Source organism: Bacillus sp. SN1, from assembly GCF_002796895.1.
GTDB classification, from domain to species: Bacteria; Bacillota; Bacilli; order Bacillales; family Bacillaceae; genus Bacillus; species Bacillus inaquosorum.
This window is the reverse complement of sequence record NZ_PHIE01000006.1, coordinates 1-25603: the sequence shown is the minus strand read 5'-3', so window position 1 is coordinate 25603 and position 25603 is coordinate 1. Positions and strand designations below refer to the sequence as shown.

The window sequence follows — 25603 nt, the reverse complement described above, 5'->3', positions numbered from 1 at the left end:
CTCATCGTTTTCAAATTAAAAAAGAAGCGGATCGCAATTGACCCACTTCTTTATTTTAACAAGACAAGTGCCTATAAGAAAACCCCGAAAAAATGAATTCTCTCCGACAATTTATCTGTTTTTGAGACGCATAACGCGCATGGCGTTTGCCACAGCGAGCAGGGTAACACCGACATCTGAGAAAACCGCTTCCCACATGGTCGCAATTCCAAATGCTCCAAGAATGAGAAAGATCGCTTTTACACCTAACGCAAAGCCGATGTTTTGCCACACGATTCGCCTTGTCCGTTTCGCAATCCGAATCGCTTCCGCTATTTTCGACGGCTGATCTGTCATCAGCACGACGTCTGCGGCTTCTACCGCAGCGTCTGAGCCAAGGCCTCCCATGGCCGCTCCGATATCCGCACGCGCAAGAACCGGCGTATCATTGATGCCGTCACCGACAAAAATGAGTTTTTCGTTTGGCGAAAGCTTGGCTTCCAATGCTTCGACCCGCGATACTTTATCCTGCGGCAGCAGCTCCGCATACACCTCGTCGATGCCAAGCTGTTTTCCGACGGCTTCTCCCGTTTGTTTCGAATCACCTGTCAGCATAACTGTCTGTTTGATTCCAAGCGACTTCAGATCAGCAACCGCCTGTGCTGCATCTTCTTTTACTTCATCCGCTATGATGATTGCTCCGGCATAGCGTTGATCAACAGCAACGTGCACGATTGTTCCGGCATGTTCATCCGGGACGCCCTTAACCTGTTCTTTTTCCATGAGCTTCTTATTCCCAGCAAGGATTTCTGTTCCGTTTACTTTTGCAAAAATGCCGTGGCCGGATATTTCCTCATATGACTCTATCGCATCAGATGAAAGTATTTTCCCGTAAGCTTTACGCACAGATTCAGCAATTGGATGCTGGGAGTGAAGCTCAGCATATGCCGCCGCTTCAAGTAATGTGTCCTTTGTAAATCCTTCTGCAGGTTTGATTTCTGTCACTTCAAAGCTGCCTTTTGTTAATGTTCCTGTTTTATCAAACACCGCGTATTTGACTTGATTCAAGGCTTCTAAATAATTGCTTCCCTTCACAAGCACTCCGGCCTTTGAGGCTGCGCCGATTCCGCCGAAGAAACCGAGCGGTATAGAGACAACAAGTGCACATGGACAAGAAATTACTAAGAAAATAAGTGCGCGGTACACCCAATCGGAAAGCGCGGCACCAGAAATCACCAGCGGCGGGACAAAGGCCAGCAATACCGCGATGATCACAACAGCAGGTGTATAATACTTGGCAAACTTCGTGATAAAGTTTTCTGTCCGGGCTTTGCGGCTGCTCGCATTTTGAACCAAATCTAATATTTTCGATACTGCAGATTCCTGGTAGCCCTTTGTGACTTCAATATGCAGAACGCCGTTTTGATTGATAAAGCCTGACATCACATCTTGTCCCTCTGCAGCTTTTCTCGGAACGGACTCACCTGTCAAAGCAGACGTATCGACCATCGCTGATCCCTGCACGACCTTACCGTCAAGGGGTATGCTTTCTCCCGGATTGACCACAATGATGTCTCCTGTCTGTACGTCCTCCGGAGAAACCAGTTCGATGCCGTTCTCTGTTTTGACATTGGCGTAATCAGGCCGTATGTCCATTAACGCACTGATTGATTTTCTGGACCGGCTGACCGCGGCTCCTTGAAAAAGCTCACCGATTTGGTAAAACAGCATAACGGCGACACCTTCAGGGTATTGCTGAATCAGAAAAGCACCGATTGTGGCAAGAGCCATTAAGAAATGTTCATCAAACACCTGACCGCGGCTGATGTTTTTGACTGCACGGATGATAATGTCACCGCCGATGATCAAGTAGGCAGCGAGGAAAAGTATAAATTCAATGGTTCCGGAATGAACGAAATATGCCGCTGCTCCGAGAATGATAGCCGCCGCCATTCTGATCAGCATCTTGATCATTCGATGACGATAGCCGTCATCAGCTGGTTTCTGTTTATGCTTTTGACGAACCGTTACATGCGGATCGATTGATTTCACCTTTTTCTCTACCTTACTGGTGACCCATTGCTCTTCTTTTCCATCGGCTGAGACAGTCAAGGTGCTTGCTGCAAAATTAACCGCGCATCCGTCAATGCCCTTTATGCCTTTAACTCCGTTTTCGATTTTTTGAGCACAATTGCTGCAATCCAAACCGTCCAGAACGTATTCCTGTTTCACTAGTCTCACCTTACCTTCCGATTTAGGGTTCCCTCTTCAAAGCGTATCAATGAGTATTGGTATTGAATTTATATATATGAGCACATACTCATATATTGGTTACGTCTATTATATGTCGTTTTCCAAGAAAGTGTCAATGAAAAACAAAAACCGGCATATGGCCGGTTTTTATTTTACTTTCTGCAGACGCAGCGCATTCAGAACAACAGAAACGGAGCTGAATGCCATTGCCGCTCCCGCTATCCACGGCGCTAAAAATCCGAGCGCTGCGATTGGGATGCCGAGGCTGTTATAGCCAAGCGCCCAGAATAAGTTTTGTTTAATGTTTTTCATCGTCAGTCTGCTCATGCGGATGGCGTCGGCAATGCTGTTCAGATCTCCGCGAATCAACGTAATGTCCGCTGTTTCCATGGCAATGTCCGTGCCTGTTCCAATTGCCATGCCGATATCGGCTGTTGCAAGCGCCGGCGCATCGTTAATTCCGTCGCCTACCATGGCCGTCTGGCGGCCTTCTTTCTGCAGGCGGGAAATTTCCGCCGCCTTTTGTTCAGGAAGGACTTCCGCAATGACACTCGTAATTCCTGCTTCCTTCGCGATGGCTTCTGCGGTTCTGCGATTGTCACCTGTCATCATGATGACATCCAGGCCCAACTCTTTCAGACGGGCCACTGCCGCCCGTGACGTGTCTTTTATCGTATCAGCAACGGCTACAAGCCCCGCTGCTTCTCCATCAATGGATACAAGCATAACCGTTTTTCCTTCTGCCTCAAGTTCTTCCATTTGCGCAAGAAGTGCACCATGTTCAACCTGTTCGCTCTCCATTAACTTTCTTGTGCCGACGAGAATGGTTTTGCCTCCGGCTTCAGCCGAAATGCCTGCCCCAATCTTTGCTTCAAAGCGGGTCAGCCTCGGTATCTCAAGCCCTTTTTCTTTCACGCCGGCAACAATCGCTTCACCGAGCGGATGCTCTGATCCCGTTTCGGCTGCCGCCGCAAATTGAAGCAGATCTGTTTCTTCAAAACGGCCGAACGGAATGGCATCAGTCAGTCTCGGCTTCCCGTTTGTCACAGTTCCGGTTTTATCAAGAACAATCGTATCGAGACGATGTGTTTTTTCTAAATGCTCGCCGCCTTTAAAGAGAATTCCGAATTCAGCAGCGCGTCCAGATCCGGCCATAATGCTCGTCGGAGTGGCAAGGCCGAGGGCGCAAGGACATGCAATGACAAGAACCGCAATGAACTTGCTGATCGCTTCGGCAAAATCGCCGGGAGCCGCCCAAAGATACCAAATGAAGAAAGTGAGAACGGCAATTCCCAATACGATAGGCACAAAAATGCCGGAAATCTGATCAGCGAGACGCTGGATCGGCGCTTTTGACCCTTGTGCTTCCTCGACAATTTTGATGATATGAGAAAGTGCCGTATCCTTTCCAACGTTGACAGCTTTGATTTTCAGGAAGCCGTTTGAGTTGACAGTTGCACCTGTCACGCTGTCACCTGGATTTTTGTCAACAGGAAGACTTTCTCCTGTAATCATCGATTCATCTACTGCCGAGCGGCCTTCAACCACTTCCCCGTCGACAGGAATTCGTTCGCCCGGTTTGACGTAAACAATGTCATTGACTAGTACTTCGTCTATCGGAATGATTTGCTCCTGTCCGTCTCTTACGACAGTCGCTGTTTTCGCTTGGAGCTTCATCAGCTTTTTAATTGCATCCGAAGAACGGCCTTTTGCTTTTGTTTCAAACAGCTTGCCTAATAAAATCAGCGTCAGCAAAATCGCGCTTGTTTCATAGTAAAGACCGTCTGTATGCCCATGGGAACCGATGCTTTGGATGGTAAGATAAAGACTGTAAGCGTAAGCTGCCGTCGTTCCGAGCGCGACCAATACATCCATATTGGCGCTTTTATTTCTGAGCGCCTTATACGCACCCGCATAAAACGGCCAGCCGATCAGAAACTGGACTGGTGTCGCCAGCGCAAACTGCATCCACGGATTGAGAAATATATCCGGCACCCAAATAAACGATGTAAACGTAAAATGGCTCACCATCGCCCAAAGCAATGGAAATGACAGAACCGCTGAAAAGATCAGTCTCGCCGTTTGCTTCCGTTCTTCTTTCTTTTTAGAAGCTGCCGTTTCTCGTTCCTCATCACCCTTCAGCTGAAGCTTATATCCCAGCTTATCTACCGCTTCTTTCAAATCGCCGACAGACGCTTCTTTCGGATTGTACTCGACCGTAACCGTTTCTAAAGCGAAGTTTACAGGAGCATTTGTAACGCCTTCTATTTTATTAAGCCGCTTTTCAATCCGATTGGCGCAGGCCGCACACGTCATGCCTTCGATATCAAATTCAGCTTTTTCTGTTACGACGTGATAGCCTAGCTTTTCAATTTTTTCCTGAATCGCCTCAGCCCCTGTTTCAGCAGGATCGTAGGTGACATTTGATGTTTCCGTTGCCAGATTGACATTGGCATCCGTAACTCCGGGCATCCGCTTCAGGCCTTTTTCAATTCTGGAGGCACATGCCGCACAGGTCATACCCGATACCTGCATCGCGATTTCCTTTTGTTCACTCAATCTACTCACTCCTTCAGATACACCCGGGGGGTATATAAAAATGAAAGAAATATCGCGCCTCCCTAAAGGCGCGACACCTTGAATCAATCGGCTACATCATAGCCCTGATCTTCTATCGCATCCGCAATGTCCTTGACTGATACTTTGTCAGCATCAAACGAAACATCGACTTTTCCCGCTTCCAGATTGACATGAACAGCACTGACGCCGTCCAGTTCTCCTACGCTCGTTTCCACAGCTTTGACGCAGTGCTGACAAGACATTCCTTCAACTTGCAATGTTTTTTGTTCCATTTGAATTCCTCCTGTTTATCTTTCTGTTTTCATCCTACCATACCCCCGTAGGGTATTACAACAAAAAAAGACTTTATGATTTTGTGAACTTTTTAAATACGTCCAAAAGCTCAGAAATGGCCTGTTCCCCGTCTCCGCTTTTGATGGCATCTGCTACACAGTGATGGGCGTGGTCCTCAAGCAAGTGAAGCGCCACATTTTTCATTGCCGCCTGAACAGCTGAAATCTGCACAAGAATATCTACACAATATCTATCGTTTTCCACCATATTTTGAATGCCTCTGACCTGGCCTTCTATCCGCTTCAGCCGGTTTGTGATTTGATCCTTTTCTTTCGAGCTTTTATGGTTTAATGCTTTATGTTCGTTATGCTTCTCCATACGTACACCTCTGTTTCTTATATTAATTCCCATTATACTGATTGTCCAAACTGTTGTCTAAGCATGCCGCCGCAAAAAATGAATCAGTTAGGTTTTACCATTTATACAGGAGGGTATATATCTCTTGTGAAAACGCTTTTAAAGGGGAGAAGAAAAGTGGATACAATAAAGGTTGGGATATTAGGGTACGGACTGTCTGGTTCTGTTTTTCACGCGCCGCTGCTTGCTGTTCTGGAAGAGTATCACATCAGCAAAGTCATGACATCGCGGACAGAAGAAGTGAAACGGGATTTTCCGGATGCAGAAGTTGTGCATGAACTTGAGGACATCACAAATGACCCGGCCATTGAGCTTGTCATTGTCACCACACCGAGCGGCCTTCATTACGAGCACGCTATGGCATGCATTCAGGCCGGAAAACATGTTGTGATCGAAAAACCGATGACAGCGAAGGCCGAAGAAGGGGAGAAATTAAAGAAGGCTGCCGATGAAAAAGGTGTATTGTTAAGTGTCTATCATAACCGGCGCTGGGATAACGACTTTTTAACGATTAAAAAGCTGATCGCTGACGGATCCCTTGAAGATATCAATACATATCAAGTCTCCTATGACCGCTACAGACCTGAGGTTCAAGCACGGTGGCGGGAAAAAGAGGGCTCGGCCACTGGTACGCTGTATGATCTCGGCTCCCACATCATAGACCAAGCCCTGCATTTGTTCGGGTTGCCAAAAGCCGTGACTGCAAACGTAATGGCCCAGCGTGAAAATGCCGAAACCGTTGACTATTTTCATTTGACTCTGGATTACGGCAAACTCCAAGCCATTCTATACGGAGGATCGATCGTTCCGGCAAACGGCCCTCGTTATCAAATCCACGGACAGCATGCCAGCTTTATGAAATACGGAATCGACGGACAGGAAGACGCACTCAGAGCGGGAAGAAAACCGGAGGATGACAGCTGGGGAGCGGATGATCCGGAGTTTTACGGAAAGCTGACAACCGTTCATGGCACGGACAAAAAAACAGAAACCATCCCATCAGTAAATGGCTCCTACCTTAGCTATTACCGCAAAATAGCAGAGAGTATACGAGAAGGCTCTGCGTTGCCCGTCACCGCTGAGGAAGGAATTGATGTTATTCGCATCATTGAAGCCGCGATGAAAAGCAGTGAAGAGAAACGAACCATTATGCTGGAGAAATAAACAAAAGCCTCCCCAAGAAAAGGGAGGCTTTTTCATTAAAATGTTTTTCCTGCTTCTTTCGCACGCGCAATCGCGTCTTCTTTGATTTGCTGTGCTTTATCAGGCTCCGCATTATGTCCCTCTACGAAAATGCCATCGAATGATGGTACACCGAAGAAGTTCATCATGATGCCGATGTAACGGTGACCCATTTCCATTTCAGCCGCAGGGCCTTCAGAATAGTAGCCGCCGCGCGCTTGGATATGAATCGCTTTTTTATCAGTTAACAAGCCGATCGGGCCTTGTTCAGTGTATTTGAATGATTTTTCTGCAACTGCAACAGAATCAAGATACGCTTTCATTACTGGCGGGAATGAGAAGTTCCATAAAGGAGTAACGAATACGTACTTATCAGCAGATGCAAATTGATCACTAAGCTCTCCCAGACGGCCCACTTTCGCTTTTTCGCTTTCAGAAAGCTCGTCAAAGCCTGTGCCTGACTGCAGCTTGCCCCATCCGCTGAATACATCCGCGTCAATGTGCGGGATGTTTTCTTTGTACAAATCGATATGTACAACTTCATCATTTGGGTTCGCTTCTTTGTAAGATTCGATGAATGCTTTACCTGTTGCCATACTGTAAGAAGTTGCTTCATCATGCGGGTGAGCAGTGATATACAATACTTTTGCCATTTTTACCAGCCCTTTCATTTTTAAAAATCACACATCAATTATTATCATACAGATGCATTATGATTATTCTTTCTCTACTAGTCTTTATTATAGGGGCACTAAAAATTACTTTCAAGTAAAACATCTTGAATTAAAGATTATTTCACTTTTCGAAAGCTGTCCGCAAGCCCGAATACAGTGCGGAGAGCTCTTTACTGATACGCGGGTAATAAGGAACATGCGGCACTTGTATGTCAGCCGGCGTCCTTTTCATCAAAGCGGATTGCTCAGCCTGTTCAAAAAACACTTTTAGCTGGTTCATCTCTTTTTCAGAAAACGGAGCAGTCGGTCGATGATGAGCTTGGGCCGAGAGCAAATAATACCCTAAGTGCTGAGCACCGGAAATGGCAGGCCAGAGTACATCCGCATTCGCGTTAGGAAATTCCCCAAGCGCCTTGTCATACGCATCCCGAAGCCTAACCAGACTCACCCTTAACTTGTTCTCGTCTGCTTTCTGTCCGGTCAACAGTTTCTCCATAAACTGCCCTTCCAGCCGGATCACGTCCCGCATTAGTTCAGGCAGCCGCTTCGTTGAAAACCGTCTCCATAAAACCATCGTTCCCAATAGCCCGATTACGCTGCCAACAGCTACATCCGTCAGCCTCGCTATCATAAAATAACCGACGTCCGAGCCGCCATGCATGCTTTCTGTTATGACAAGCGCATTTGCGGTCAAAAAAGGAACCGCCAGCGCATAATTGCGGACAATCAGCATCTCAAGAAGACATTGCAGCGCTGCAATACACAACGCAATATAAACACCGCCCGGCTTAACAAACAGGATTGCGCCTGCCAGCCCAACACCGATCACGGTTCCGATTGAACGCTGAATGGCCCTGTGAAGCGTAAAGAGAACAGTAGTGCCAAGCATGACCGCTGCTGCCGAAAGCGGAATCCAATAGGAGCGTGCAAAGCCGAATGTGAGGGCAAACATATGGGCGGCAAACAGCACAATTCCGTACTTTAACGCCCGTATCAAAACGGGAGACTGCCAGTCAAAGGCATTTCTCAAAAAGTAAAAAGAGGCTGGCAGGCGGCTCGGTTCCCCGTCCGATTGCTTATCATTCCGTCCTGAAGCGATAGACAAAGCCTCATTGATTTCTTCAAACAGCTTCCGGCTTGGCTCTGATTCATTCTCCTTGATCTGAAATGCACTGGAACTACGAGCATGCCCAAGCGCATCTCCGGTTTGACGGAGTGCCTTTTCAATCTCGGCCGTCTCTCTGTCTGGCGTTTCAGCTGAAAAATGAATAATGGCAAGAAATATGTCGTCAGCTTTTTCGAGCAGGCGGAAAAATCGTTCATCATGCTGTGATTTTTTTCGCCTGTTCCCCTTACCGAGAACCGTTTGACGAGCTGTTCTGAGCATAAGCACCGTCTGATGCTGCGCGTTATGAAAGCCTTGCGTACCGACGGCTGAAAGACATGAAGCCAGCTGATGATATGTTTGTTGCAGCACCGCCTCCTCCGGTCCATGTTTGTTCCATAACCAGCCGATTAAGGCGATTCCCATGGCGAAAATGCCGCCGAGAAACGTCAGTCCCGCTCTGAACAACGCTTGTGAAGGATCGGCCGGCAGCCCGGAGCTGACTAAAAAGGCAAGGACAAAAAACATCGGCGCAGGACCTTGTATACCGAGCGCACTAAAAATAAACATCGCAGCTGCACCAATCAAGCACAGGACAGCCGCCATCATCCAAACCGTCCCAGACAAAATCGTGCCTAATCCAAATGAGAGCGCGATCCCAATGGAAACCAAAAGCAGCTTCAAAGCGCGCTTTTTATACGATTCACCGCCCGCATATAAATAAACAAAGCCCCCGATGCTTGCAGTTAAACCATAATCCGTGTGACCCGCCAATGCGCCGATCAGCACAGGAAACCCTGAAGCGATCCCTGATCCGATCGCCTTTTTCCATGGAAATGGATTCGCATGAATGCGAAAGGCATCCTTCACGATGCTTGGCATGGTTCTTTGATTGTTCTCAACAGTTTTATTCATTTGACAAAATCCTTTTCTATGAATGTATAGGATTTTTCCCTATTATTCACTATAGTATGCCCCAAAAACGCCTTCGCTTCTCAATAGATGCCCGCAAAAAAAGCAGAGACCATACGTCTCTGCCTGCTTTCCATCAGTTTATTCGCAATATCCTGAATCGGCTTGATCCAGTTGCTGTACGTCAGCTCGGCAGCTTTTTTCCGATCCTTCTCCTTACATGCCTCAATGATTTGTTCATGTTCTTCAATCGAATTTTGCGGCGATTTAAAAAAAGACAAAAATAAAAGCAGCGCCTAACAGCACTGCTTTGTCCATTTGCTTTCTTTTAAGAGAAGATGAATAAAAATTATAGGATAAATCAATAGATACCCATTAAACAGCCACCAAACAAGATCGAAGTCTCGGCTGAATGTCCAGAATGAAATCGCCTGAAGGCCTGAACAACAGGTCAGCACAAGAGAAATCAGCGCCATCAGCTTCCAGTCAGCACTGTTCTTCCGCTGCAAGTACAAGCTGTACAATCCTGTGAAAGAGATCAAGATATCCAGCGGGAAAAAGGACCAGTTCCAGGCGATCACAAACGGATGGTCATGATGTTTAAAAGCCCAGCTTTCCGGTATTAGCGAAAACCCAGCTGACAGCCAGTACAAGATAAAACCGATATCAGTCACGAGAAAAAACAGTTTCATATACCTCATTTGTACTGCCCGCTTTTATGTACCGGCTCAGTCTGCGCCCCATGATTGATCAGGTTTAAAGACACAACACCGGCGATAATCAATCCGATTGAAATGAGTTTCATTACGCTAACATTCTCTTGAAAAAACAAAAAACCAACGACTGTAATCAGGACAATCCCCATCCCTGACCATACAGCATAAGCAACAGAGACATCAATTGATTTTAGCGTAAGCGTCAGAAAGAAAAGACTCCCGCCATAAAAGAAAATCAACAGGACACTGGGAGTAAGTTTTGTAAAACCCGACGATAGCTTCATGCTGACCGTCCCAGCAACTTCAAACAGAATCGCTAAGCATAGAAACACCCAATTCACGTAGCATCAGCCTCCTCATCAGCTGTTATGCCGTTAAACAATACATCTACAATCGATTCAAGAACCTCTCCTGTCGTAAACTGATGTTTGAGCGGATATTCAGGGTCATACACTTGGTTGATGCTTCCTATATACATGTGAACAAACAGGTCCGGATTGATGTTTCTGATTCTCTTTTGCTGTTTGCACTCGTTTAATAATTCAAGGACAATTGTCCATTCTTCCTTAATAAACGTATCTAATGTAAGCCACGCATCGTAATGGTATTTCTTCAGATCACTTAATAATCCCATATTCAGCAGTTCCATCCCCTGCGGAAGACCGATCAGCATTTTTTTCACTTTTTCAAGAATGTCTAAACTTTCTTTTTCATAGATGTCTTTTTCCATTTGCTTCATCTCTGCGATAAATTGCTCAACAACCGCTTCCGCAAGCTTGTCTTTTGATGAATAATGCGCATAGAGCGTCCGCTTGCTCGTTCCCAGCACTGCTGCCAAATCATTCATCGTAAATGAAAATCCTTTCTGCCTGATCAGCCGGATGGTTTCCTCCAGAATTCTTTTTTCCAAATCAATCCCTCACTTTCGGTACTAACAAAACTATATCAGTACCAAAATTATACGACAGCAATTTATGGAAATCAACAACACTAAAAAAACCTCTCCCAAAAGGAGAGGTTTAAAAGACACTGCGAACCAAACCGCCGTCCACCCGAAGCGCCGCGCCATTGATCGCGGAGGAAAGCGGACTGCTTAAAAATGTAACGAAGTGGGCGATTTCTTCCGGATGGATCAGTCTTTGAATAATGGATGTCGGCCGGTTTTCTTTCATAAAACGTGCCTCAGCTTCTTGAACAGTCAGGTTTTCATCAGGATACAACGAGTTCAGCATGGTTTCCACACCCTCTGTTAAGGTAGAGCCCGGCATAACGGTGTTGACCGTCACATTCGTGCCGGTTGCCAGCTCCGCCAAACTGCGGGAAATGGACAACTGCATCGTTTTCGTCGCACTGTAATGGGCCATTTCCTGTGACGGCATAACCGCCGCTTCACTGGCAATGAAAATCACGCGCCCTTCTTTTTTCTCTATCATGTTGTGCAAATACTTGCGTGTCAGCCTTACCCCGCTCATAATGTTCACTTCAAAAAAACGAAACCATTCATCATCGGGAATATCAAAGTACTCCGCCGGTTCAAAAACCCCTAAATTGTTGATCAAAATATCAACCTCTGGATATGCCTGAAACAGCTCATTGCAGCCTTCTTCTGTTCCCAAATCAAATGCAGCCGGATATAGGACCGCTTCAGAATGTTGTGTTTTCAATTCATCTATCGTCTGATTCACTTTCTCTTCCCGGCGTCCGTTAATGATCACTGCCGCGCCTTCTTCAGCTAACGAAGAGGCAATGGCTTTTCCGATCCCCGATGTCGAACCAGTCACCAGTGCGGTTTTTCCTTGTAAATTCAGCTTCATTCGTTCATCCCTCCGTTTTTGATTCCTCTTATTTATTGACAGAAATGCGTTTGGTGAAACATCTGCTCTGCAATCAGTATGAAACAGCTGGGATTGAAATGGAAGTACGCACTTTTTGGTGCCTGTGATCTGGAGAAAAAATAAAGCAGAACCCTCAAAGAGGTTCTGCTTTATTGTCAGTATGTATGGAGACGGTGGGAGTCGAACCCACGTCCAGAAACATCGATTACTTAAGCGTCTACGAGCGTAGCCTGCATATTTATGGTTTCACTCATCTTCTTGCCTGCGGGCGGGCCTTCCGAGAGCTAGTCTGTTCATCTCTTCTTACGTTCTCAGACGGGAACGCAAGCGTAGCCTACTTGGATGTGCTCTTCACAGACACATAGGCAATGTCAGGAAGGGCTCGCTGCGCTTATTAGGCAGCTAATGCTACGTTTTGGTTAAAACTGTTAGTTTTGCCAGTTATATTTAAGTGCGTGTTTACGAGATCGCCTCTCGGCTCGCAGCTCAAGCTCGATCCATCCCTGTCGAATCCGTAACGTCCCCTTGTTATAAGGGAAATACGGGAGAAAATATCAAGCTCTCACTCAAACTGGCTATAGTCTTATTATAACACGATCACGGTTCTTTTCAATTGTCAAATCCTTGAAATGAAAAGCATTATGATCTGATCGTGAACACAGTATAGCACAGGCCTGATTTTTGAATCAAGCACTATGCCTTTAGAAGCCTTTTTGACTGTCTCTGAACGCTCTTTCGATTTCCCGCTTCGCGTCCTTGCGCTTCAGGTCTTCCCGTTTGTCATAGTTCTTCTTCCCTTTTCCAAGGCCGAGAAGCACTTTGGCAAAGCCGTTTTTCAGATACAGCTTCAGCGGAACGAGGGAATAGCCTTTTTCCTTTGTTAACCCGATCAGCTTATTAATCTCCTTACGATGCATTAACAGCTTTCTCGTCCGGAGCGGATCGTGGTTATAGCGGTTTCCCTGCTCATACGGGCTGACGTGCATATTGTGAAGAAACACTTCTCCCCGTTCGATTTTGGCAAAGGAATCCTTAAGGTTTACGCGGCCAGCGCGAATCGATTTGATCTCGGTTCCTTGCAGAACGATGCCTGTTTCATAGGTTTCTTCTATAAAATAATCGTGATTGGCTTTCTTATTTTGAGATAATACTTTTCCTGACCCTTTTGGCATGCCAGAACCTCCTCTCTCTAAGGAAAAACTGTCCACCTTTTGCGATACGCTCTATTTTACCAAATGTCACGTACCGCTACAATGAAAAGCTGTTTCCGAAAGAAAGCAAATAGAGCGCTGTGGCCCTATTTGCTGGTTGAGCTGCTATTTCTTCTTTTTCCGTTTCTGTTTCGGCGCGTTTTGGAAGCCGCGTTTTTTCTTTTTCTTCTTCGGCTTAGTGAACCACTCCCCTTTTTCCTCAGACGGAGCTGGAGAAACAGGCGTATTGGTGCTTTGGACGCGCTTTCTGGCTGGCTTTCCGCGTTTTCTGCTCCGACTGCTGTCCAGTTCTCTCGGACGACGCGGAGTGCCCTTCATGCCGACGATTTCAAAGTCGATATTGCGCTCGTCTTTGTTGACATCGACAACCTTGACTGTGATTTCATCTCCAATGCGGAAGACGTTGCCTGTCCGCTCGCCGATCATCGCAAAATGCTGTTCGTCAAAGCGGTAGTAGTCATCCGTCATAAAGCTGACGTGGACGAGTCCTTCAATTGTATTCGGCAGCTCGACGAACATTCCGAAGTTTGTCACTGAGCTGATCATCCCGTCAAACTCTTCACCGATTTTATCAAGCATGTATTCCGCTTTTTTCAGATCATCCGTTTCACGCTCGGCGTCAACTGCACGGCGCTCCATTGTTGAGGTATGCTCGGCGATATCCGGCAGGCGTTCAGCCCACTTTTCCTGTGTCGCTTCATCGACTTTGCCGTTGATTAAGTACGTTCTAATCAGACGGTGGACGATTAAGTCCGGATAACGGCGAATCGGTGATGTGAAATGCGTATAGAATTCCGTTGACAGACCAAAATGCCCCAAGCTTTGCGGGTCGTATTTCGCCTGTTTCATCGAACGGAGCATGACAGTAGATATAACGGTTTCTTCAGGTCTGTCACGCACAGCGTCCAGAATGCTTTGCAGCGCGCGCGGATGAATATTTCCCGCCGTTCCTTTCACCACATAGCCAAATGTCGTCACGAACTCTAAAAACTTTTGCAGCTTTTCAGCATTCGGCTCTTCGTGAATCCGGTATATAAACGGTACGTTCATCCAATGGAAATGCTCCGCTACCGTTTCGTTCGCCACAAGCATAAATTCTTCAATCAGTTTCTCGGCGACAGAGCGTTCTCTGATGACAACGTCTTTAACCGCGCCTTCGTCATCGACAAGCACTTTCGCTTCTTTGAAATCAAAATCAACGGCGCCGCGGTTCATCCGCTTATCGCGCAGAATTTCTGCCAGGCGCTCCATATCTTTAAACATCGGAACGAGAGGCTCGTATTTTTGTTTCAGCTCTTCATCATCGTCAACAAGAATTTTATTCACATCTGAATAAGTCATTCTTTCCGTTGTTTTGATGACACTTTGGAAGATTTGGTGCTCCGTCACCTGTCCCTGACTGTTAATTGTCATTTCACAAGAAAGTGTCAGGCGGTCAACCTTCGGATTTAAGGAACAGATGCCGTTTGACAGTCTGTGCGGAATCATCGGGATGACTCGGTCAACCAAATACACACTCGTCCCTCTTTCAAGCGCTTCTTTGTCAATCGGCGAGTTTTCGGTTACGTAATGGCTGACATCAGCAATGTGAACGCCAAGCTTGTAGCTTCCGTCATCAAGCTTCGTCACGGTAACTGCATCATCCAAATCCTTCGCGTCCGCACCATCAATGGTGACAATCACCTGATCACGGAGATCACGGCGGTCTTTCAGGTCTTTTTCGTCAATTGTGTCAGGCGTACTTGATGCCTGTTCCATTGCGTCAGCAGGAAATTCTCCCGGCAGGCCGTGCTTATGAATGACCGATAAAATATCAATGCCCGGATCATTTTTGTGGCCGAGAATGGTTTCAATCTCGCCCTCTGCGTTCATGCGGCCTTCAGGATAGCTCGTCAGCTTGACCACAACCTTGTGCCCTTCCGCCGCTCCGTTTTTCCCGTTTTTCGGGATAAAGATGTCACTCGTGATTTTTTTGTCGTCCGGAATGACAAAGCCGAAGTTTCTTGTTTCTGTATACGTACCGACAACCCGCTGAATCGCTCTTTCTAAAATGCGGATGACGGTCCCTTCCTGTCTTGAGCCGCTTGACTGTGAATTCAGCCGAACCATGACGATATCGCCGTTCATTGCCGTATTCAGCTCAGTAGGCGGAATAAACACATCGCTTAATGACGTATCCTCAGGCAGCAAAAAGGCGAATCCTTTTGCATGTGCTGAAATCTTTCCTTTTATTAAATTCATCTTCTCCGGAATGCCGTAGCGGTCACTTCTCGTCCGTACGATAAGCCCTTTGTCTTCCAAAGTGACTAACGCTTTAACAAGCTCTTTAAACTCCTCGGCTTCCGTAATATTTAACATCTCCTCAAGTTCCTGAACGGTCAGAGGCTTATACGCCTCTTCCTTCATAAACGAGAGAAGCTTATCCATAAATGCTTCTTTTTCCATTATCCGACCTCCTGTTGATTACCAATCGAGCTTCTCTAAAAATTCATACACATCCTGATGGACGAGGTCACGTTCTTTGTCGAGCGTAATGACATGGCCTGATTCCTCGTACCATTTCAGCTGTTTCTCATCAGTTTCCACTTCGTTGTAAATAATATTTGCGCTTTCGGTATTAATCATGTGATCATGACGGGCCTGCACCACAAATGTCGGTGAATAAATCATATCGACATTGTTTCGCACATCGGCAATTAAGTCTTGCAGCGCCTTAAGGGTATTCATCGGCGTTTTTTCGAATTCCTTCATTTCTTCTTCAATTTGCTCCGGGCTTTTCCCCTCGAACTTTTTGTAATTGCGAGCGTATGAAAGGACGCCCTGATACATGACCTCTTCACTCTTAATATGCATTGGCGCGCACATTGGGACAATTCCCTTTATGGGTACAGTGTAACCCAATTTCAGCGAAAAAACCCCGCCAAGCGACAGTCCGCAGGCAGCAATGCTCTCATAGCCTTCAGATTTTAAGTATTCATAGCCATCCATCACGTTTTGCCACCAGTCTTCAGGCCCTGTATGTACAAGTTCTTCAGGGGGAACGCCGTGTCCTTCATATTGAGGCGCGTGGCACGTATAGCCCCGTTCATTCAAATAACGTCCCAGCATTCGTACGTCCGCTGTATTTCCTGTAAAGCCATGCAGTAAAAGCACCGCTTTGTCTCCGCCTTTAAATGTAAATGGTTTTGGTGTCACAACTTTCATGCTCATGTCTCCCTTTCTATCTGCACGATCATTTTAGTTTTCCACAGTTTGATCAGAAAAAAACGCTCTGAATATCAGCCAGAAACGTGAAAAAGGCCTGACTTCACATCAGACCTTATACAAACATTGCCCTATAGGATATAAGCAAGCGCAATCGTTAACACGAAAAACAAGACTGCCAGCACAACCGTGATGCGGTGCAAAATCAAATCAAGACCTCTTGCTTTTTGTTTCCCGAAGAGCTGCTCCGCTCCGCCTGAAATCGCACCAGATAATCCGGCGCTTTTACTGGATTGAAGCAAAACGACAATAATAAGTGCAATGCTGACGATAACCAATAAGGTAATCAAAACCGCGTGCATCCCTTACACCTCCAGACTCACTGGCCTACATTACTTCTATTTTACATGAAAAGGGTTGGCATGTCACGCTGTATCAGACGCCAAAAGGCCGGATAAGACGTTTTATCTTGGTTACCCTATTCATATGAAAAGGTCAAAAGGAGAAAAACGATGCCCCTTATCAGCATAGCCAGCAGAAAACATCTTTATTATGAGGAATATGGACAGGGAATTCCTATCATTTTTATCCACCCGCCGGGCATGGGACGTATGGTCTTTTATTATCAGCGCCTTCTCTCCGAGCATTTCAGGGTGATTTTTCCCGATTTAAGCGGCCACGGCGACAGTGATCACGCGGATCAGCCCGCCTCTATTTCTTATTACGCAGATGAGATCGTGCAATTCATGGACGCTCTGCACATTGATAATGCTGTGTTGTTCGGATATTCCGCCGGTGGCTTAATCGCCCAGCATATCGGCTTTACCCGCCCGGACAAAGTGTCACATCTTGTTCTGTCCGGCGCTTACCCGGCTGTCCATAACGTAATCGGAGAGAAGATACACAAGACGGGGATGTATCTGCTTGAGAAAAACGCCGGTTTGCTCATAAAAATCCTCGCCGTCAGCCATACAAAAAACAAAGAACTTCGAAACCTATTAACAGGCCATATGAAAAAAGCAGACCTTGCCCATTGGCATCAATATTATCAGGATTCGCTCCGTTACAACTGCATTGAACAGCTGCCCCATTTACACATGCCCATGCTGTTTATGTATGGCGGCCTGCGGGACTGGACCTTCCCAGCCTCAGGCTATTACCGCAAAGCTTGCAGCCATGCCGAATTTTTCAGATTGGAATATCAGGGGCATCAGCTGCCGACAAAACAATGGAAAACATGCAACGAACTGGTGACAGGGTTTGTGCTGACACATCATTCATAGGAATAGAAAACGCTTGGCTTCCTTGCGTTTTTTGTCGCTTTATTGACTTTTGTCAATAAAATCATAGTAAAAAAGATCCTCAAATTTCAAATTAAAATAGTGAAGCATTTTACCGATCACAAGCTGCCCCGGCCGTCTTTCTCCATTCAGCACGCGGCTCAGTGTGGCGGGTGAGACTCCGATTTCCAGCGCAAGCTGATTAAGGGAATAATCGTTATTGACCATATACTGCAAGACATAATCACGTCTAATCTGTATCTTTTCTACTGGCACTTTCCTCACCTTCCGTTCCTGAAAAAACTTTTTTCTATACTTTTACATTACGGCTTATGTTAACTTTTGTCAATACATTTCCAGCCTACCTATTCCCTTTAGTCAATAAACATACTAAAATATGAGTAACAGTGAGGGACGGGGTGAGACATATGGAAAGCTTTGGCGAACAATTGCGGGCATTGCGCGAAGAGAGAAAGTTAACAGTCAATCAGCTGGCGACTTATTCTGGCGTAAGCGCGGCCGGCATCTCCAGAATCGAAAACGGCAAACGGGGCGTTCCCAAACCTGCCACCATCAAAAAACTGGCGGAAGCCTTAAAAATCCCTTATGAAGGGCTTATGTATAAGGCTGGTTACATCGAAGAAGTGCATGAGGACAGAGCTCCTTATGAAACGAGGTGCAAGCTGCTTGAAAAAGCGGAGGCCTATGACCTGAAAAACCTTGCTCTTCTTGAGAACGAAAAGTGGCAATATCTCAATAAAGAGGATTTGCTCATGCTGGATCATTATTTTTCGTTTATATCAGACGAAGCCAAAAAACGGTCTGCTGATGACTAACTCTTGATAGGAATGCGAGGCGATCACCATGTCACCGTTCGGACAGCAATTACGGGAGCTGCGCCGCGCCCGCAAACTGACAGTGAATCAGCTTGCGGTGTACTCAGGCATCAGCTCGGCCACCATTTCAAAAATTGAAAACGGCAAACGCGGCACGCCAAAACCTGCCACTATCAAAAAACTGGCGGCTGTACTGAAAGTGCCCTACGAAAACCTGATGGCTGCCGCTGGTCATATTCAAGCCTTTCCAGAAGAAATCCGCGAGGCTTCGGAAAGCTACCAGTCCATTTACAACATTTACCAGACGGCTGTCACTCGCGGAGCGGAGCACCTTCCGATTTTCAACAGCCAAAAATGGGAACATCTCTCAAAGCAGGATATTGAAAATCTCAGCAAATACTTCGATTTTTTAGCTTCGGAAGCGAAAAAACGCGCCTCTTCCTCATAATCCCCTGTTTCTCTTTCTGCATTTTATCAATCACGCTTGCATACCTTCCCTCGTTATTTGCGTTATAATAGTGACAGACGAGGTGAAAAGTATGAACCAATCAGAAATGTGTCCTAGATTTGAAAAAGCAGTCGACATCTTGAGTAAACGCTGGGTCGCTTTGATCGTATTTCAGCTCTTGAACGGGTCGCAGCGATTTAGCGAAATTGAAGCAGCACTTCCAAATCTAAGCGGCAGAGTTCTGTCAGAACGGCTGAAAGAACTTGAGCTTGAAGGAGTGGTGAAGCGGGATGTCATCCCGGAAACTCCGGTTCGCATCGAATATTCATTGACCGATAAAGGAAAGGCGCTAGCCCCCATTTTGGGTGAGATTTCAAAATGGGCAACGGATTGGATTGACCCTTCCTTTCTTGACTAATTGCTAAAACGGTTCTGATCTCAAAGACGAGAAAAGGAGCCGTTTTTTATTTTTTATTTTCCAGTGAAAAAACGATTTCTCAGCCGATATATAGTACATCCACACATTACGTTTCTAAAGGAGACCACTATATGCGACTGACGATTTCCCGCAAATTCAGCCTGGTATTTTTGACACTGATCCTGATCAATTTACTTATAGGCGGAATAGGCGCTTTTAATATGCAGCACATCATTCAAAAGACAGATGAAATCAACACAAAATGGATTGACGGCATCAAAGAAATTACTTCGATTAATTATTTGACCGAGCATCTGTCTTCTAAAGAAAAGGATTTTCTGATTTTCACAGACAAAAGCAAAATGGATACGCTTGAACAAGACATGAATCAGATCCTTGAAGACATCAATCAAAAGCTTGATAGCTACGAAAAAACGATTTCCACTGACAAAGAACAGAAACTGTTTGAGCAGCTTCAAACTGAAGTAAACACCTATACTGATATTCATGCGCAAATTATAGAAAGCGGCCGCACGAATGATATGGACAAAGCAAGAGGTTTATTGGTGCAGACTGAGGCCAGATTTGAGGATATGAAAAAATCAGTCACTCAGCTCGTTGACTTTAATAAAGAAGGTAGCAACACAGCGGTAAAAGAAACGAAGGACGTATACCATAAAGGGCTCATTTACACTGCTTTGCTTCTGGCAGCTTCGATCATTATCAGTATTTTCATCTGGCTTTATATCACGCGAAACATTGTAAAGCCTATCATTCGCATGAAGGAGTCTGCCAATCATATTGCCGAGGGAGATCTGTCGAATGACATGGAGCCGCTCAACTCAAAAGACGAACTCGGCGATCTGAACGAGGCACTGCAAAAAATGGTAGGCAATCTGAGAGATATTGTCGGGTACTCCAAAGAAATATCAAGCCGGGTTCTTTCTTCCTCACAAGTGCTGGCAACCGCAACGAATGAAACGAGATCCGGCAGCAGACATATTACCGAAACAATGAACGAAATGGCTGAAGGCTCTGAACAGCAGGCCCAAGACGCCGTGACGATTGCAGAATCGATGAATGAGTTCACCGAAAGCATTGATAAAGCCTATAATCGCGGCATCACAATCAGCGATACGTCTCAAAACGTCCTCGAACTCGCAGTAAGCGGAAACGAAAATATGGATACGTCATTACAGCAAATGAAAACCATCCATCATATCGTTCAGGAGGCCGTGCATAAAGTGAGATCACTGGAACAGCATTCTCAGGATATCAACAAGCTCGTTCAGGTCATCAACGGCATTGCCGAGCAAACGAATTTGCTGTCACTTAACGCCGCAATTGAGGCTGCCCGCGCAGGAGAAAGCGGCAAAGGCTTCGCCGTTGTGGCAGAGGAGGTCAGAAAGCTGGCTGACGGCGTTTCTGATTCTGTCCAGGATATTACCCGGATTGTCAACGGGACACAGCAGGAAATCCACACTGTCATTGGGTACTTAGAAAGCAGCTTTACAGAAGTCGAAAAAGGAACAGAAAACCTGACAGACACCGGACAAGCTATGCAGCATATCAGACAATCGGTCACTCACGTTGCAGACAGCATTAAGGAAGTAACGGATGGCCTGAAGCAGTTAACAAACCAATCGATTACCATCAATCAATCGATTGAAAATATCGCTTCTGTATCTGAAGAGTCGGCCGCCGGCATTGAAGAAACATTTTCGATTACCGAGCAGTCCGCCCATTCCATGGATCAAGTGCTCCAGAATGCTGAGGAGCTTGAGCAGCTGGCGAAGGAGCTTAATGAGAAGATGAATCAGTTTACAATCTAAAGAGAAAAAAGAGGCTGGAGTCATCCAAGCCTCTTTTTCTATTCTATGCAGCTGTTTGAACGCGTTTCGCTCTGGTTCGTTTTTTCTTTACCGGACTTAATGCCCGCTCCAGCCAGGCCATGAGCAAATCAGCTGCAACCGCCATCACCGCAGTCGGTATCGCGCCGGCGAGAATAATCGCTGTTCCGTTTGTCGCGTTTGAGCCACGGACGATCATATCTCCAAGGCCGCCGGCTCCGACAAATGTGCCGATTGCTGTAATCCCGATGGCAATGACGAGAGCCGTGCGCAAGCCTGCCATAATGACAGAAAGCGCGAGCGGAAGCTCAACCATCCGGAGAACTTGGAATTTCGTCATGCCCATTGCTTTTCCCGATTCTAAGTAGGCATGTTCAATGCTGACTATGCCTGTGTACGTGTTTCGGATAATCGGCAGAAGGGAATACAGAAATAATGATACAATCACCGTGTTTGCGCCGAGCCCCATGACAAGCATCAAGACGGCCAGCATGGCGAGTGCCGGGATTGTTTGAATAACGTTTGTTACGGCGAACACCCAGGCTGACAAACGGCGAAAATGCGCAACGAGGATTCCGACCGGAACCCCGACGACAGCGGCAAACAAAACGCCGTAAGCCGACATGAGAAAGTGCCGGCCGAATTCTTCCATGACGTAGCTGCCGTTCTGCGCATAATACGTCATGACCTGTTCAAGCACATTCATTGGTTTCTTCCCCCTTTCATGATTCGAAGTAATGATGCTTTTCTAAATATTCCTTGGCAACGACAGAAGGCTCTTTTAAATTGCCGTCGACTTCATAGTTGAGCTCCTGCATTGTGGCTGTGTCCATTTTCCCGATCATTTTCTGAATGACGCCTTCAAGCTCAGGATGTTCTTTGAGCACTTGTTCCGGAACAACCGGAGAGCAGTCGTACGGCGGGAAAAATTGCTTATCATCCTTTAGCATTTTAAGACCATAGGACTTGATTCTTCCATCAGTCGAATACGCAAGCACAATGTCCATTTTTCCGCTCTTCACCGCGTCATACACAAGCCCGATCTGCATTGGATACGTGCCGCCGAATGTCATGCCGTAGGTTTTCGTAAAGTCTTTATAGCCGTTTCCCTTGAGCTTCATCCAATAGTTATCGACACCGAGCTTTAATTGCGGCGCCCATTTTTTAACATCTGATACGGTTTCTAAATGATATTGATCGGCCAGTTCCTTGCTGACCGTAAAGGCATACGTATTATCAAACCCGTAGGAGTCATACCATTTTAAATCGTATCTTTTTTTAAACTCCCGCTGTGTCAGCGCCAGCGCTTTGTCCGGATCTTTCTCAGGTTCCATTCTCAGCGTTCCTGTCAGCGCGTCTCCCGTATATCTTGTGGCCGCAATGTCGATTTCCCCGTTCATTAAGGCCTGCTGCTGCACCGCGTTGGAGCCGAGATTTTTAATGGTTGTTGTTTTGAGATCAGTATGATGTTCGATCAGCTGCCCAAGCATGCTGGCGATAATTTCTGATTCGCTCATGCTTTGCGCGCCGATTTTAATGGTCTGGTCTGAAGCAGCGCTGAGACCCGGAAGTGAACAGCCGCTCAACGTCAGCATTGCTGCTAGCGTTAACCCGATCATCCATTTGAGATATTTTCTTTTCATGAGCCGCCTCCTTATGAAACTTCCTTCAATCTCTGCATGCCGGCAGGTGTCAGTTTTCGTTCACTCACTGCCAGCACGTAATCTATTACAATTGCCAATATCGTGACGGGCACCGCGCCCCCGATGATATATTCCGGCTGATATAAATTCAGTCCGATAAAAATGTAATCACCCAAACCGCCGCCTCCAATAAAGGAAGCGAGCGTTGCCCAGCCGATTAAGTAAATCGTCGATGTTCTGATTCCCGCCATGATCACAGGCGCGGCAAGCGGCAGCTCCACCAGGCGGACTTGTTCAGCCGGCGTCATGCCGATGCCTTTGCCAGACTCGAGCAGATTTTTGTTGACGCCGCGAATGCCGGTATACGTGTTGCGGAGGATCGGTAATACAGAATAGAAAAACAATGCCACAATGGCTGGAACCTTCCCGACACCCAGGAGCGGAATAAAGAAGGCGAGAATCGCCAGACTCGGCAGCGTTTGAATGATATTGACGATACCGATAACGGTGCCGGCGCCCTTCTTCATTCTAGTAAGCACAACTCCGAGGGGTACGGCAACGAGTACGCCTAAAATAACAGCAATGAGCGATATCGTGATATGCTCATATGTTTTATAAAGGAGCTCGCCCCCGTTGGTTTGCAAAAATTGAACAATATGATTCACAACTTATCGCCTCCCTATGACAATACCGCGAGCTGCTTTTCTTCTCCCCAGAGAGAGTCATATACAATGTCGACCAGACTCGCTCTCGTCACAATTCCGATTAAGCGCCGGTTTTCATCCACAACAGGGACGTATTTAACACCCCGTTTTAAAATTTTGCGGACCGTGTCGCGCAGCAGTGTGCCACCCAATACTGTGTAAAGATCTTCATGTAAAACCTCTCCTACGAGATTGGCTTTTTTCCGGCACTGATCAATGATTTCAACATCCACATAGCCTTGCAGAACGTGCCCGTCATCGACGACAAGCAGTGAATCGACACGCTCCTGCCTCATTAGCTGAATCGCTTCAGAAAGCGTTTTATCCGCGGTGATCGTCACAGGCTGTGTGTTCATAATCTGGTCAACCCGTTCCACATCCGGGCTGGATGACTGGATCAGCCGCTCCTTGCCGATAAATTCCTCAACAAATTCATCTGCCGGATTTCTCAAAATGTCATCGGGCGTTCCGACTTGAACGATTTCTCCCGCTTTTAAAATCACAATCCGGTCTGCCAGTTTAATCGCTTCATCCATATCGTGGGTAACAAATACGATGGTTTTATGTAAGGTTTTTTGCAGTTTTTTAAATTCTTCCTGGAGGGAATCCCTCGTAATCGGGTCGAGTGCCCCAAACGGTTCATCCATTAAGATAAGCGGCGGCTCCGCGGCAAGTGCCCGTAATACACCTATTCGCTGCTGCTGCCCCCCGCTTAATTCATGAGGGTAACGGTCTAAATATTCTGGCCCCATATCGACCAATTTTAGAAGCTCACGCGCCCGCTCTTTCCGCTTCTGCTCCGGCCATTTCAACAGCTTAGGGACAAGTGAGATGTTCTGCTGAATAGTCATATGCGGAAACAGGCCGATCTGCTGAATGACATAGCCGATCTTACGCCTAAGCTCTACCGGGTCCTGTTCCATGATGTTTTCACCGTCAATGAAAATCTTGCCGGCAGAAGGCTCAATTAATCGGTTAATCATTTTCATTGTTGTCGTTTTTCCGCAGCCGCTCGGGCCGATAAAACAGATAAATTCGCCTTTTGCAATCTTAAGATTTACGTTGTTCACGGCTTTTTTGCCGCCTTTGTATGTTTTCGAGACATTTTCTAATGTCAGCAAACATCGCACCTCCAAAGTTAAGTTTATTCAATTCGTTCAGTTTGTATTTAATTTTTCAGACAATTGAATGGTTCCCATTATAGAATAAAGTTTATAAAATAAAAAGTTTACAATTTGTTCATATTATTTATAAAGTATGTATAAACGCTGATTTACCCGCATTGACCTGTAATGATCTCCTTATTGCTCCATTTTCCTGCCAAATTCTCTTGTTGCGGCATTTCCGCCGCATCAAAAATGTGGTATATTGACATCGGAATTGTTAGCTGAAAGGATTGAAACCGTTGGAGAAAGATCCGATAACGATCATTGAACAAGCCGAGGACCATTTAATAGAAAGAATCGCGGAAAACATGCATGCATTTGGAATGCCCTCTACCGTTGGACGTGTGCTGGGCATTATTTATATGAATCGAAAACCGATGACGCTGGCCGAATTATCTGAAGCGACCGGCATGAGCAAAACACGCATGAGCCAGGTTGTGCGGGAAATGCTTGATGCCAACATCGCCGAGAAAGTGTTCGAAAAGGGCGTGCGAAAAGATTTATATGAGGTTGAGCAGGACTACTATCAAACGTTTATCACGCTGTTTTCAACCACTTGGAGCAAAGTCGTCAGCAAAAACAAAATGATGCATAAAAAACTCAATCGGGAGCTGCTCAGCGTCTTGGATGAGGAGCTTACCCCTGAAGCGGAAGAAAAAGTGAATGAGCTGCTGAAGGAACTAAAGGAATGGCTCGATTATTATAATTGGCTCGGGCGTTTGATTGAGTTTTTTGAGAGTGAAGAGATTTTTAAATATGTGCCGAAGCCGTAAAAAAACGCCCTGTCATTGGGACTGACCCCATAAGATGAGACAAATAAAAAACACCTTCAAGTTTGAAAACGGATGATTGTTATCCGAAATTAGACTTGGAGGTGTTTTTTCTATGGAGACAAGAGTGAGTTATCCGGTTGAAGT

Annotated in this window: 27 protein-coding genes and 1 other RNA gene; 7 read left to right on the top strand and 21 right to left on the bottom strand. The window is 46.2% G+C overall.

Translation table 11 applies throughout. The features are described from left to right. Positions 1–111: 111 nt before the first annotated feature. The 4 genes from CVV77_RS18180 to csoR form a co-directional block, all read right to left on the bottom strand. Entirely contained in the window at positions 112–2220 is a 2109-nt protein-coding gene (locus tag CVV77_RS18180) for a heavy metal translocating P-type ATPase (protein ID WP_142397327.1), read from the bottom strand. A gap of 159 nt (positions 2221–2379) precedes the next feature. Then, complete coding sequence (gene copA / locus CVV77_RS18175) at positions 2380–4791, bottom strand: copper-exporting P-type ATPase CopA (RefSeq protein ID WP_100276136.1); 2412 nt, start codon at positions 4789–4791, stop codon at positions 2380–2382. Positions 4792–4874: 83 nt separating this feature from the next. Then, positions 4875–5084 carry a copper chaperone CopZ gene (gene copZ / locus CVV77_RS18170; RefSeq protein ID WP_040081817.1) on the bottom strand — a complete coding sequence of 70 codons (210 nt, stop codon included), beginning with the start codon at positions 5082–5084 and terminating at the stop codon, positions 4875–4877. A 73-nt stretch (positions 5085–5157) separates the two neighbouring features. Beyond that, positions 5158–5463 (bottom strand): copper-sensing transcriptional repressor CsoR, encoded by a 306-nt coding sequence (csoR, locus tag CVV77_RS18165; protein WP_014115157.1) that lies wholly within the window; start codon positions 5461–5463, stop codon positions 5158–5160. 126 nt (positions 5464–5589) lie between these two features. Here csoR and CVV77_RS18160 point away from each other — a divergent pair, with 126 nt between their 5' ends. Beyond that, entirely contained in the window at positions 5590–6666 is a 1077-nt protein-coding gene (locus CVV77_RS18160; protein ID WP_100276135.1) for an oxidoreductase, read from the top strand. A gap of 35 nt (positions 6667–6701) precedes the next feature. Here the strand turns inward: CVV77_RS18160 and azoRB are convergent, their stop codons facing one another. The 12 genes from azoRB to secG form a co-directional block, all read right to left on the bottom strand. Continuing rightward, positions 6702–7337, bottom strand: a complete 636-nt coding sequence (azoRB, locus tag CVV77_RS18155; RefSeq protein WP_100276134.1) for an FMN-dependent NADH-azoreductase AzoRB — start codon at positions 7335–7337, stop codon at positions 6702–6704. Between the two features lie 142 nt (positions 7338–7479). After that, positions 7480–9378, bottom strand: coding sequence for an FUSC family protein (locus CVV77_RS18150; protein WP_100276133.1), 1899 nt, complete (start codon positions 9376–9378; stop codon positions 7480–7482). A gap of 80 nt (positions 9379–9458) precedes the next feature. Further along, complete coding sequence (locus CVV77_RS18145; RefSeq protein ID WP_100276132.1) at positions 9459–9656, bottom strand: Crp/Fnr family transcriptional regulator; 198 nt, start codon at positions 9654–9656, stop codon at positions 9459–9461. Between the two features lie 15 nt (positions 9657–9671). After that, positions 9672–10076 carry a YvaD family protein gene (locus CVV77_RS18140; protein ID WP_100276131.1) on the bottom strand — a complete coding sequence of 135 codons (405 nt, stop codon included), beginning with the start codon at positions 10074–10076 and terminating at the stop codon, positions 9672–9674. Then, positions 10073–10432, bottom strand: a complete 360-nt coding sequence (locus CVV77_RS18135) for a DMT family transporter (RefSeq protein ID WP_100276130.1) — start codon at positions 10430–10432, stop codon at positions 10073–10075. Before CVV77_RS18135 ends, CVV77_RS18140 begins: the two co-directional genes overlap by 4 nt. Then, positions 10429–11001: a TetR/AcrR family transcriptional regulator gene (locus tag CVV77_RS18130; RefSeq protein WP_100276129.1), complete on the bottom strand. Its 573-nt coding sequence runs from the start codon at positions 10999–11001 to the stop codon at positions 10429–10431. The genes CVV77_RS18135 and CVV77_RS18130 overlap by 4 nt, the downstream gene beginning before the upstream one ends. Positions 11002–11110: 109 nt before the next feature. Further along, positions 11111–11905, bottom strand: coding sequence for an SDR family NAD(P)-dependent oxidoreductase (locus CVV77_RS18125; RefSeq protein WP_100276128.1), 795 nt, complete (start codon positions 11903–11905; stop codon positions 11111–11113). Between the two features lie 183 nt (positions 11906–12088). After that, positions 12089–12451: a transfer-messenger RNA gene (gene ssrA, locus CVV77_RS18120) on the bottom strand. A gap of 176 nt (positions 12452–12627) precedes the next feature. Next, positions 12628–13098, bottom strand: a complete 471-nt coding sequence (smpB, locus tag CVV77_RS18115) for an SsrA-binding protein (RefSeq protein WP_003220025.1) — start codon at positions 13096–13098, stop codon at positions 12628–12630. Between the two features lie 144 nt (positions 13099–13242). Continuing rightward, positions 13243–15582: a ribonuclease R gene (gene rnr / locus CVV77_RS18110; RefSeq protein ID WP_019259480.1), complete on the bottom strand. Its 2340-nt coding sequence runs from the start codon at positions 15580–15582 to the stop codon at positions 13243–13245. 18 nt (positions 15583–15600) lie between these two features. Further along, positions 15601–16341, bottom strand: a complete 741-nt coding sequence (locus tag CVV77_RS18105; protein WP_019259481.1) for an alpha/beta hydrolase — start codon at positions 16339–16341, stop codon at positions 15601–15603. A gap of 131 nt (positions 16342–16472) precedes the next feature. Further along, entirely contained in the window at positions 16473–16703 is a 231-nt protein-coding gene (gene secG / locus CVV77_RS18100; RefSeq protein ID WP_003220028.1) for a preprotein translocase subunit SecG, read from the bottom strand. A gap of 150 nt (positions 16704–16853) precedes the next feature. On the opposite strand from secG, the gene CVV77_RS18095 reads away from it, so the two are divergent. Next, positions 16854–17624, top strand: a complete 771-nt coding sequence (locus tag CVV77_RS18095) for an alpha/beta fold hydrolase (protein WP_100276127.1) — start codon at positions 16854–16856, stop codon at positions 17622–17624. A gap of 39 nt (positions 17625–17663) precedes the next feature. Here the strand turns inward: CVV77_RS18095 and CVV77_RS18090 are convergent, their stop codons facing one another. After that, positions 17664–17897 (bottom strand): helix-turn-helix domain-containing protein, encoded by a 234-nt coding sequence (locus CVV77_RS18090; protein WP_003220031.1) that lies wholly within the window; start codon positions 17895–17897, stop codon positions 17664–17666. Between the two features lie 152 nt (positions 17898–18049). Between CVV77_RS18090 and rghR the strand changes: the two genes are divergently transcribed. The 4 genes from rghR to CVV77_RS18070 all read left to right on the top strand — a co-directional run bounded on the left by rghR (position 18050) and on the right by CVV77_RS18070 (position 21155). Then, positions 18050–18457 (top strand): transcriptional repressor RghR, encoded by a 408-nt coding sequence (gene rghR, locus CVV77_RS18085; RefSeq protein ID WP_100276126.1) that lies wholly within the window; start codon positions 18050–18052, stop codon positions 18455–18457. Between the two features lie 28 nt (positions 18458–18485). Then, on the top strand, positions 18486–18905 hold the full coding sequence (locus CVV77_RS18080; RefSeq protein WP_100276125.1) for a helix-turn-helix domain-containing protein: 420 nt from the start codon (positions 18486–18488) through the stop codon (positions 18903–18905). Positions 18906–18996: 91 nt separating this feature from the next. After that, positions 18997–19323 (top strand): catDE operon transcriptional regulator CatR, encoded by a 327-nt coding sequence (gene catR / locus CVV77_RS18075; RefSeq protein WP_003220037.1) that lies wholly within the window; start codon positions 18997–18999, stop codon positions 19321–19323. Between the two features lie 131 nt (positions 19324–19454). Continuing rightward, a complete protein-coding gene (locus tag CVV77_RS18070) occupies positions 19455–21155 on the top strand; it encodes a methyl-accepting chemotaxis protein (protein ID WP_100276124.1) in 1701 nt (566 codons plus the stop codon). Between the two features lie 43 nt (positions 21156–21198). Here CVV77_RS18070 and opuBD read toward each other — a convergent pair whose 3' ends face one another. Genes opuBD through opuBA form a run of 4 tightly spaced genes read right to left on the bottom strand, consistent with a single transcriptional unit; the run spans position 21199 to position 24641 of the window. Next, positions 21199–21879 (bottom strand): choline ABC transporter permease OpuBD, encoded by a 681-nt coding sequence (gene opuBD, locus CVV77_RS18065; RefSeq protein ID WP_100276123.1) that lies wholly within the window; start codon positions 21877–21879, stop codon positions 21199–21201. Between the two features lie 16 nt (positions 21880–21895). Continuing rightward, complete coding sequence (gene opuBC, locus CVV77_RS18060) at positions 21896–22816, bottom strand: choline ABC transporter substrate-binding lipoprotein OpuBC (RefSeq protein ID WP_100276122.1); 921 nt, start codon at positions 22814–22816, stop codon at positions 21896–21898. An 11-nt stretch (positions 22817–22827) separates the two neighbouring features. Next, positions 22828–23481, bottom strand: coding sequence for a choline ABC transporter permease OpuBB (opuBB, locus tag CVV77_RS18055; RefSeq protein WP_100276121.1), 654 nt, complete (start codon positions 23479–23481; stop codon positions 22828–22830). A 14-nt stretch (positions 23482–23495) separates the two neighbouring features. Next, positions 23496–24641 carry a choline ABC transporter ATP-binding protein OpuBA gene (gene opuBA / locus CVV77_RS18050; RefSeq protein WP_100276120.1) on the bottom strand — a complete coding sequence of 382 codons (1146 nt, stop codon included), beginning with the start codon at positions 24639–24641 and terminating at the stop codon, positions 23496–23498. Between the two features lie 284 nt (positions 24642–24925). On the opposite strand from opuBA, the gene CVV77_RS18045 reads away from it, so the two are divergent. Next, the gene (locus CVV77_RS18045) at positions 24926–25459 is read left to right on the top strand and encodes a GbsR/MarR family transcriptional regulator (protein WP_100276119.1); all 534 of its coding nucleotides are present in this window, start codon (positions 24926–24928) and stop codon (positions 25457–25459) included. The last annotated feature ends 144 nt before the right edge of the window (positions 25460–25603 follow it).

What these genes read in the sequence shown, in the direction of transcription:
- copZ (WP_040081817.1), bottom strand. Translation starts at nt 5,084, where the DNA reads ATGGAACAAAAAACATTGCAAGTTGAAGGAATGTCTTGTCAGCACTGC.
- csoR (WP_014115157.1), bottom strand. Translation starts at nt 5,463, where the DNA reads ATGGAGAAGCATAACGAACATAAAGCATTAAACCATAAAAGCTCGAAA.
- azoRB (WP_100276134.1), bottom strand. Translation starts at nt 7,337, where the DNA reads ATGGCAAAAGTATTGTATATCACTGCTCACCCGCATGATGAAGCAACT.
- CVV77_RS18150 (WP_100276133.1), bottom strand. Translation starts at nt 9,378, where the DNA reads ATGAATAAAACTGTTGAGAACAATCAAAGAACCATGCCAAGCATCGTG.
- CVV77_RS18140 (WP_100276131.1), bottom strand. Translation starts at nt 10,076, where the DNA reads ATGAGGTATATGAAACTGTTTTTTCTCGTGACTGATATCGGTTTTATC.
- CVV77_RS18125 (WP_100276128.1), bottom strand. Translation starts at nt 11,905, where the DNA reads ATGAAGCTGAATTTACAAGGAAAAACCGCACTGGTGACTGGTTCGACA.
- smpB (WP_003220025.1), bottom strand. Translation starts at nt 13,098, where the DNA reads ATGCCAAAAGGGTCAGGAAAAGTATTATCTCAAAATAAGAAAGCCAAT.
- rnr (WP_019259480.1), bottom strand. Translation starts at nt 15,582, where the DNA reads ATGGAAAAAGAAGCATTTATGGATAAGCTTCTCTCGTTTATGAAGGAA.
- CVV77_RS18105 (WP_019259481.1), bottom strand. Translation starts at nt 16,341, where the DNA reads ATGAAAGTTGTGACACCAAAACCATTTACATTTAAAGGCGGAGACAAA.
- secG (WP_003220028.1), bottom strand. Translation starts at nt 16,703, where the DNA reads ATGCACGCGGTTTTGATTACCTTATTGGTTATCGTCAGCATTGCACTT.
- CVV77_RS18095 (WP_100276127.1), top strand. Translation starts at nt 16,854, where the DNA reads ATGCCCCTTATCAGCATAGCCAGCAGAAAACATCTTTATTATGAGGAA.
- rghR (WP_100276126.1), top strand. Translation starts at nt 18,050, where the DNA reads ATGGAAAGCTTTGGCGAACAATTGCGGGCATTGCGCGAAGAGAGAAAG.
- CVV77_RS18080 (WP_100276125.1), top strand. Translation starts at nt 18,486, where the DNA reads ATGTCACCGTTCGGACAGCAATTACGGGAGCTGCGCCGCGCCCGCAAA.
- catR (WP_003220037.1), top strand. Translation starts at nt 18,997, where the DNA reads ATGAACCAATCAGAAATGTGTCCTAGATTTGAAAAAGCAGTCGACATC.
- CVV77_RS18070 (WP_100276124.1), top strand. Translation starts at nt 19,455, where the DNA reads ATGCGACTGACGATTTCCCGCAAATTCAGCCTGGTATTTTTGACACTG.
- opuBD (WP_100276123.1), bottom strand. Translation starts at nt 21,879, where the DNA reads ATGAATGTGCTTGAACAGGTCATGACGTATTATGCGCAGAACGGCAGC.
- opuBC (WP_100276122.1), bottom strand. Translation starts at nt 22,816, where the DNA reads ATGAAAAGAAAATATCTCAAATGGATGATCGGGTTAACGCTAGCAGCA.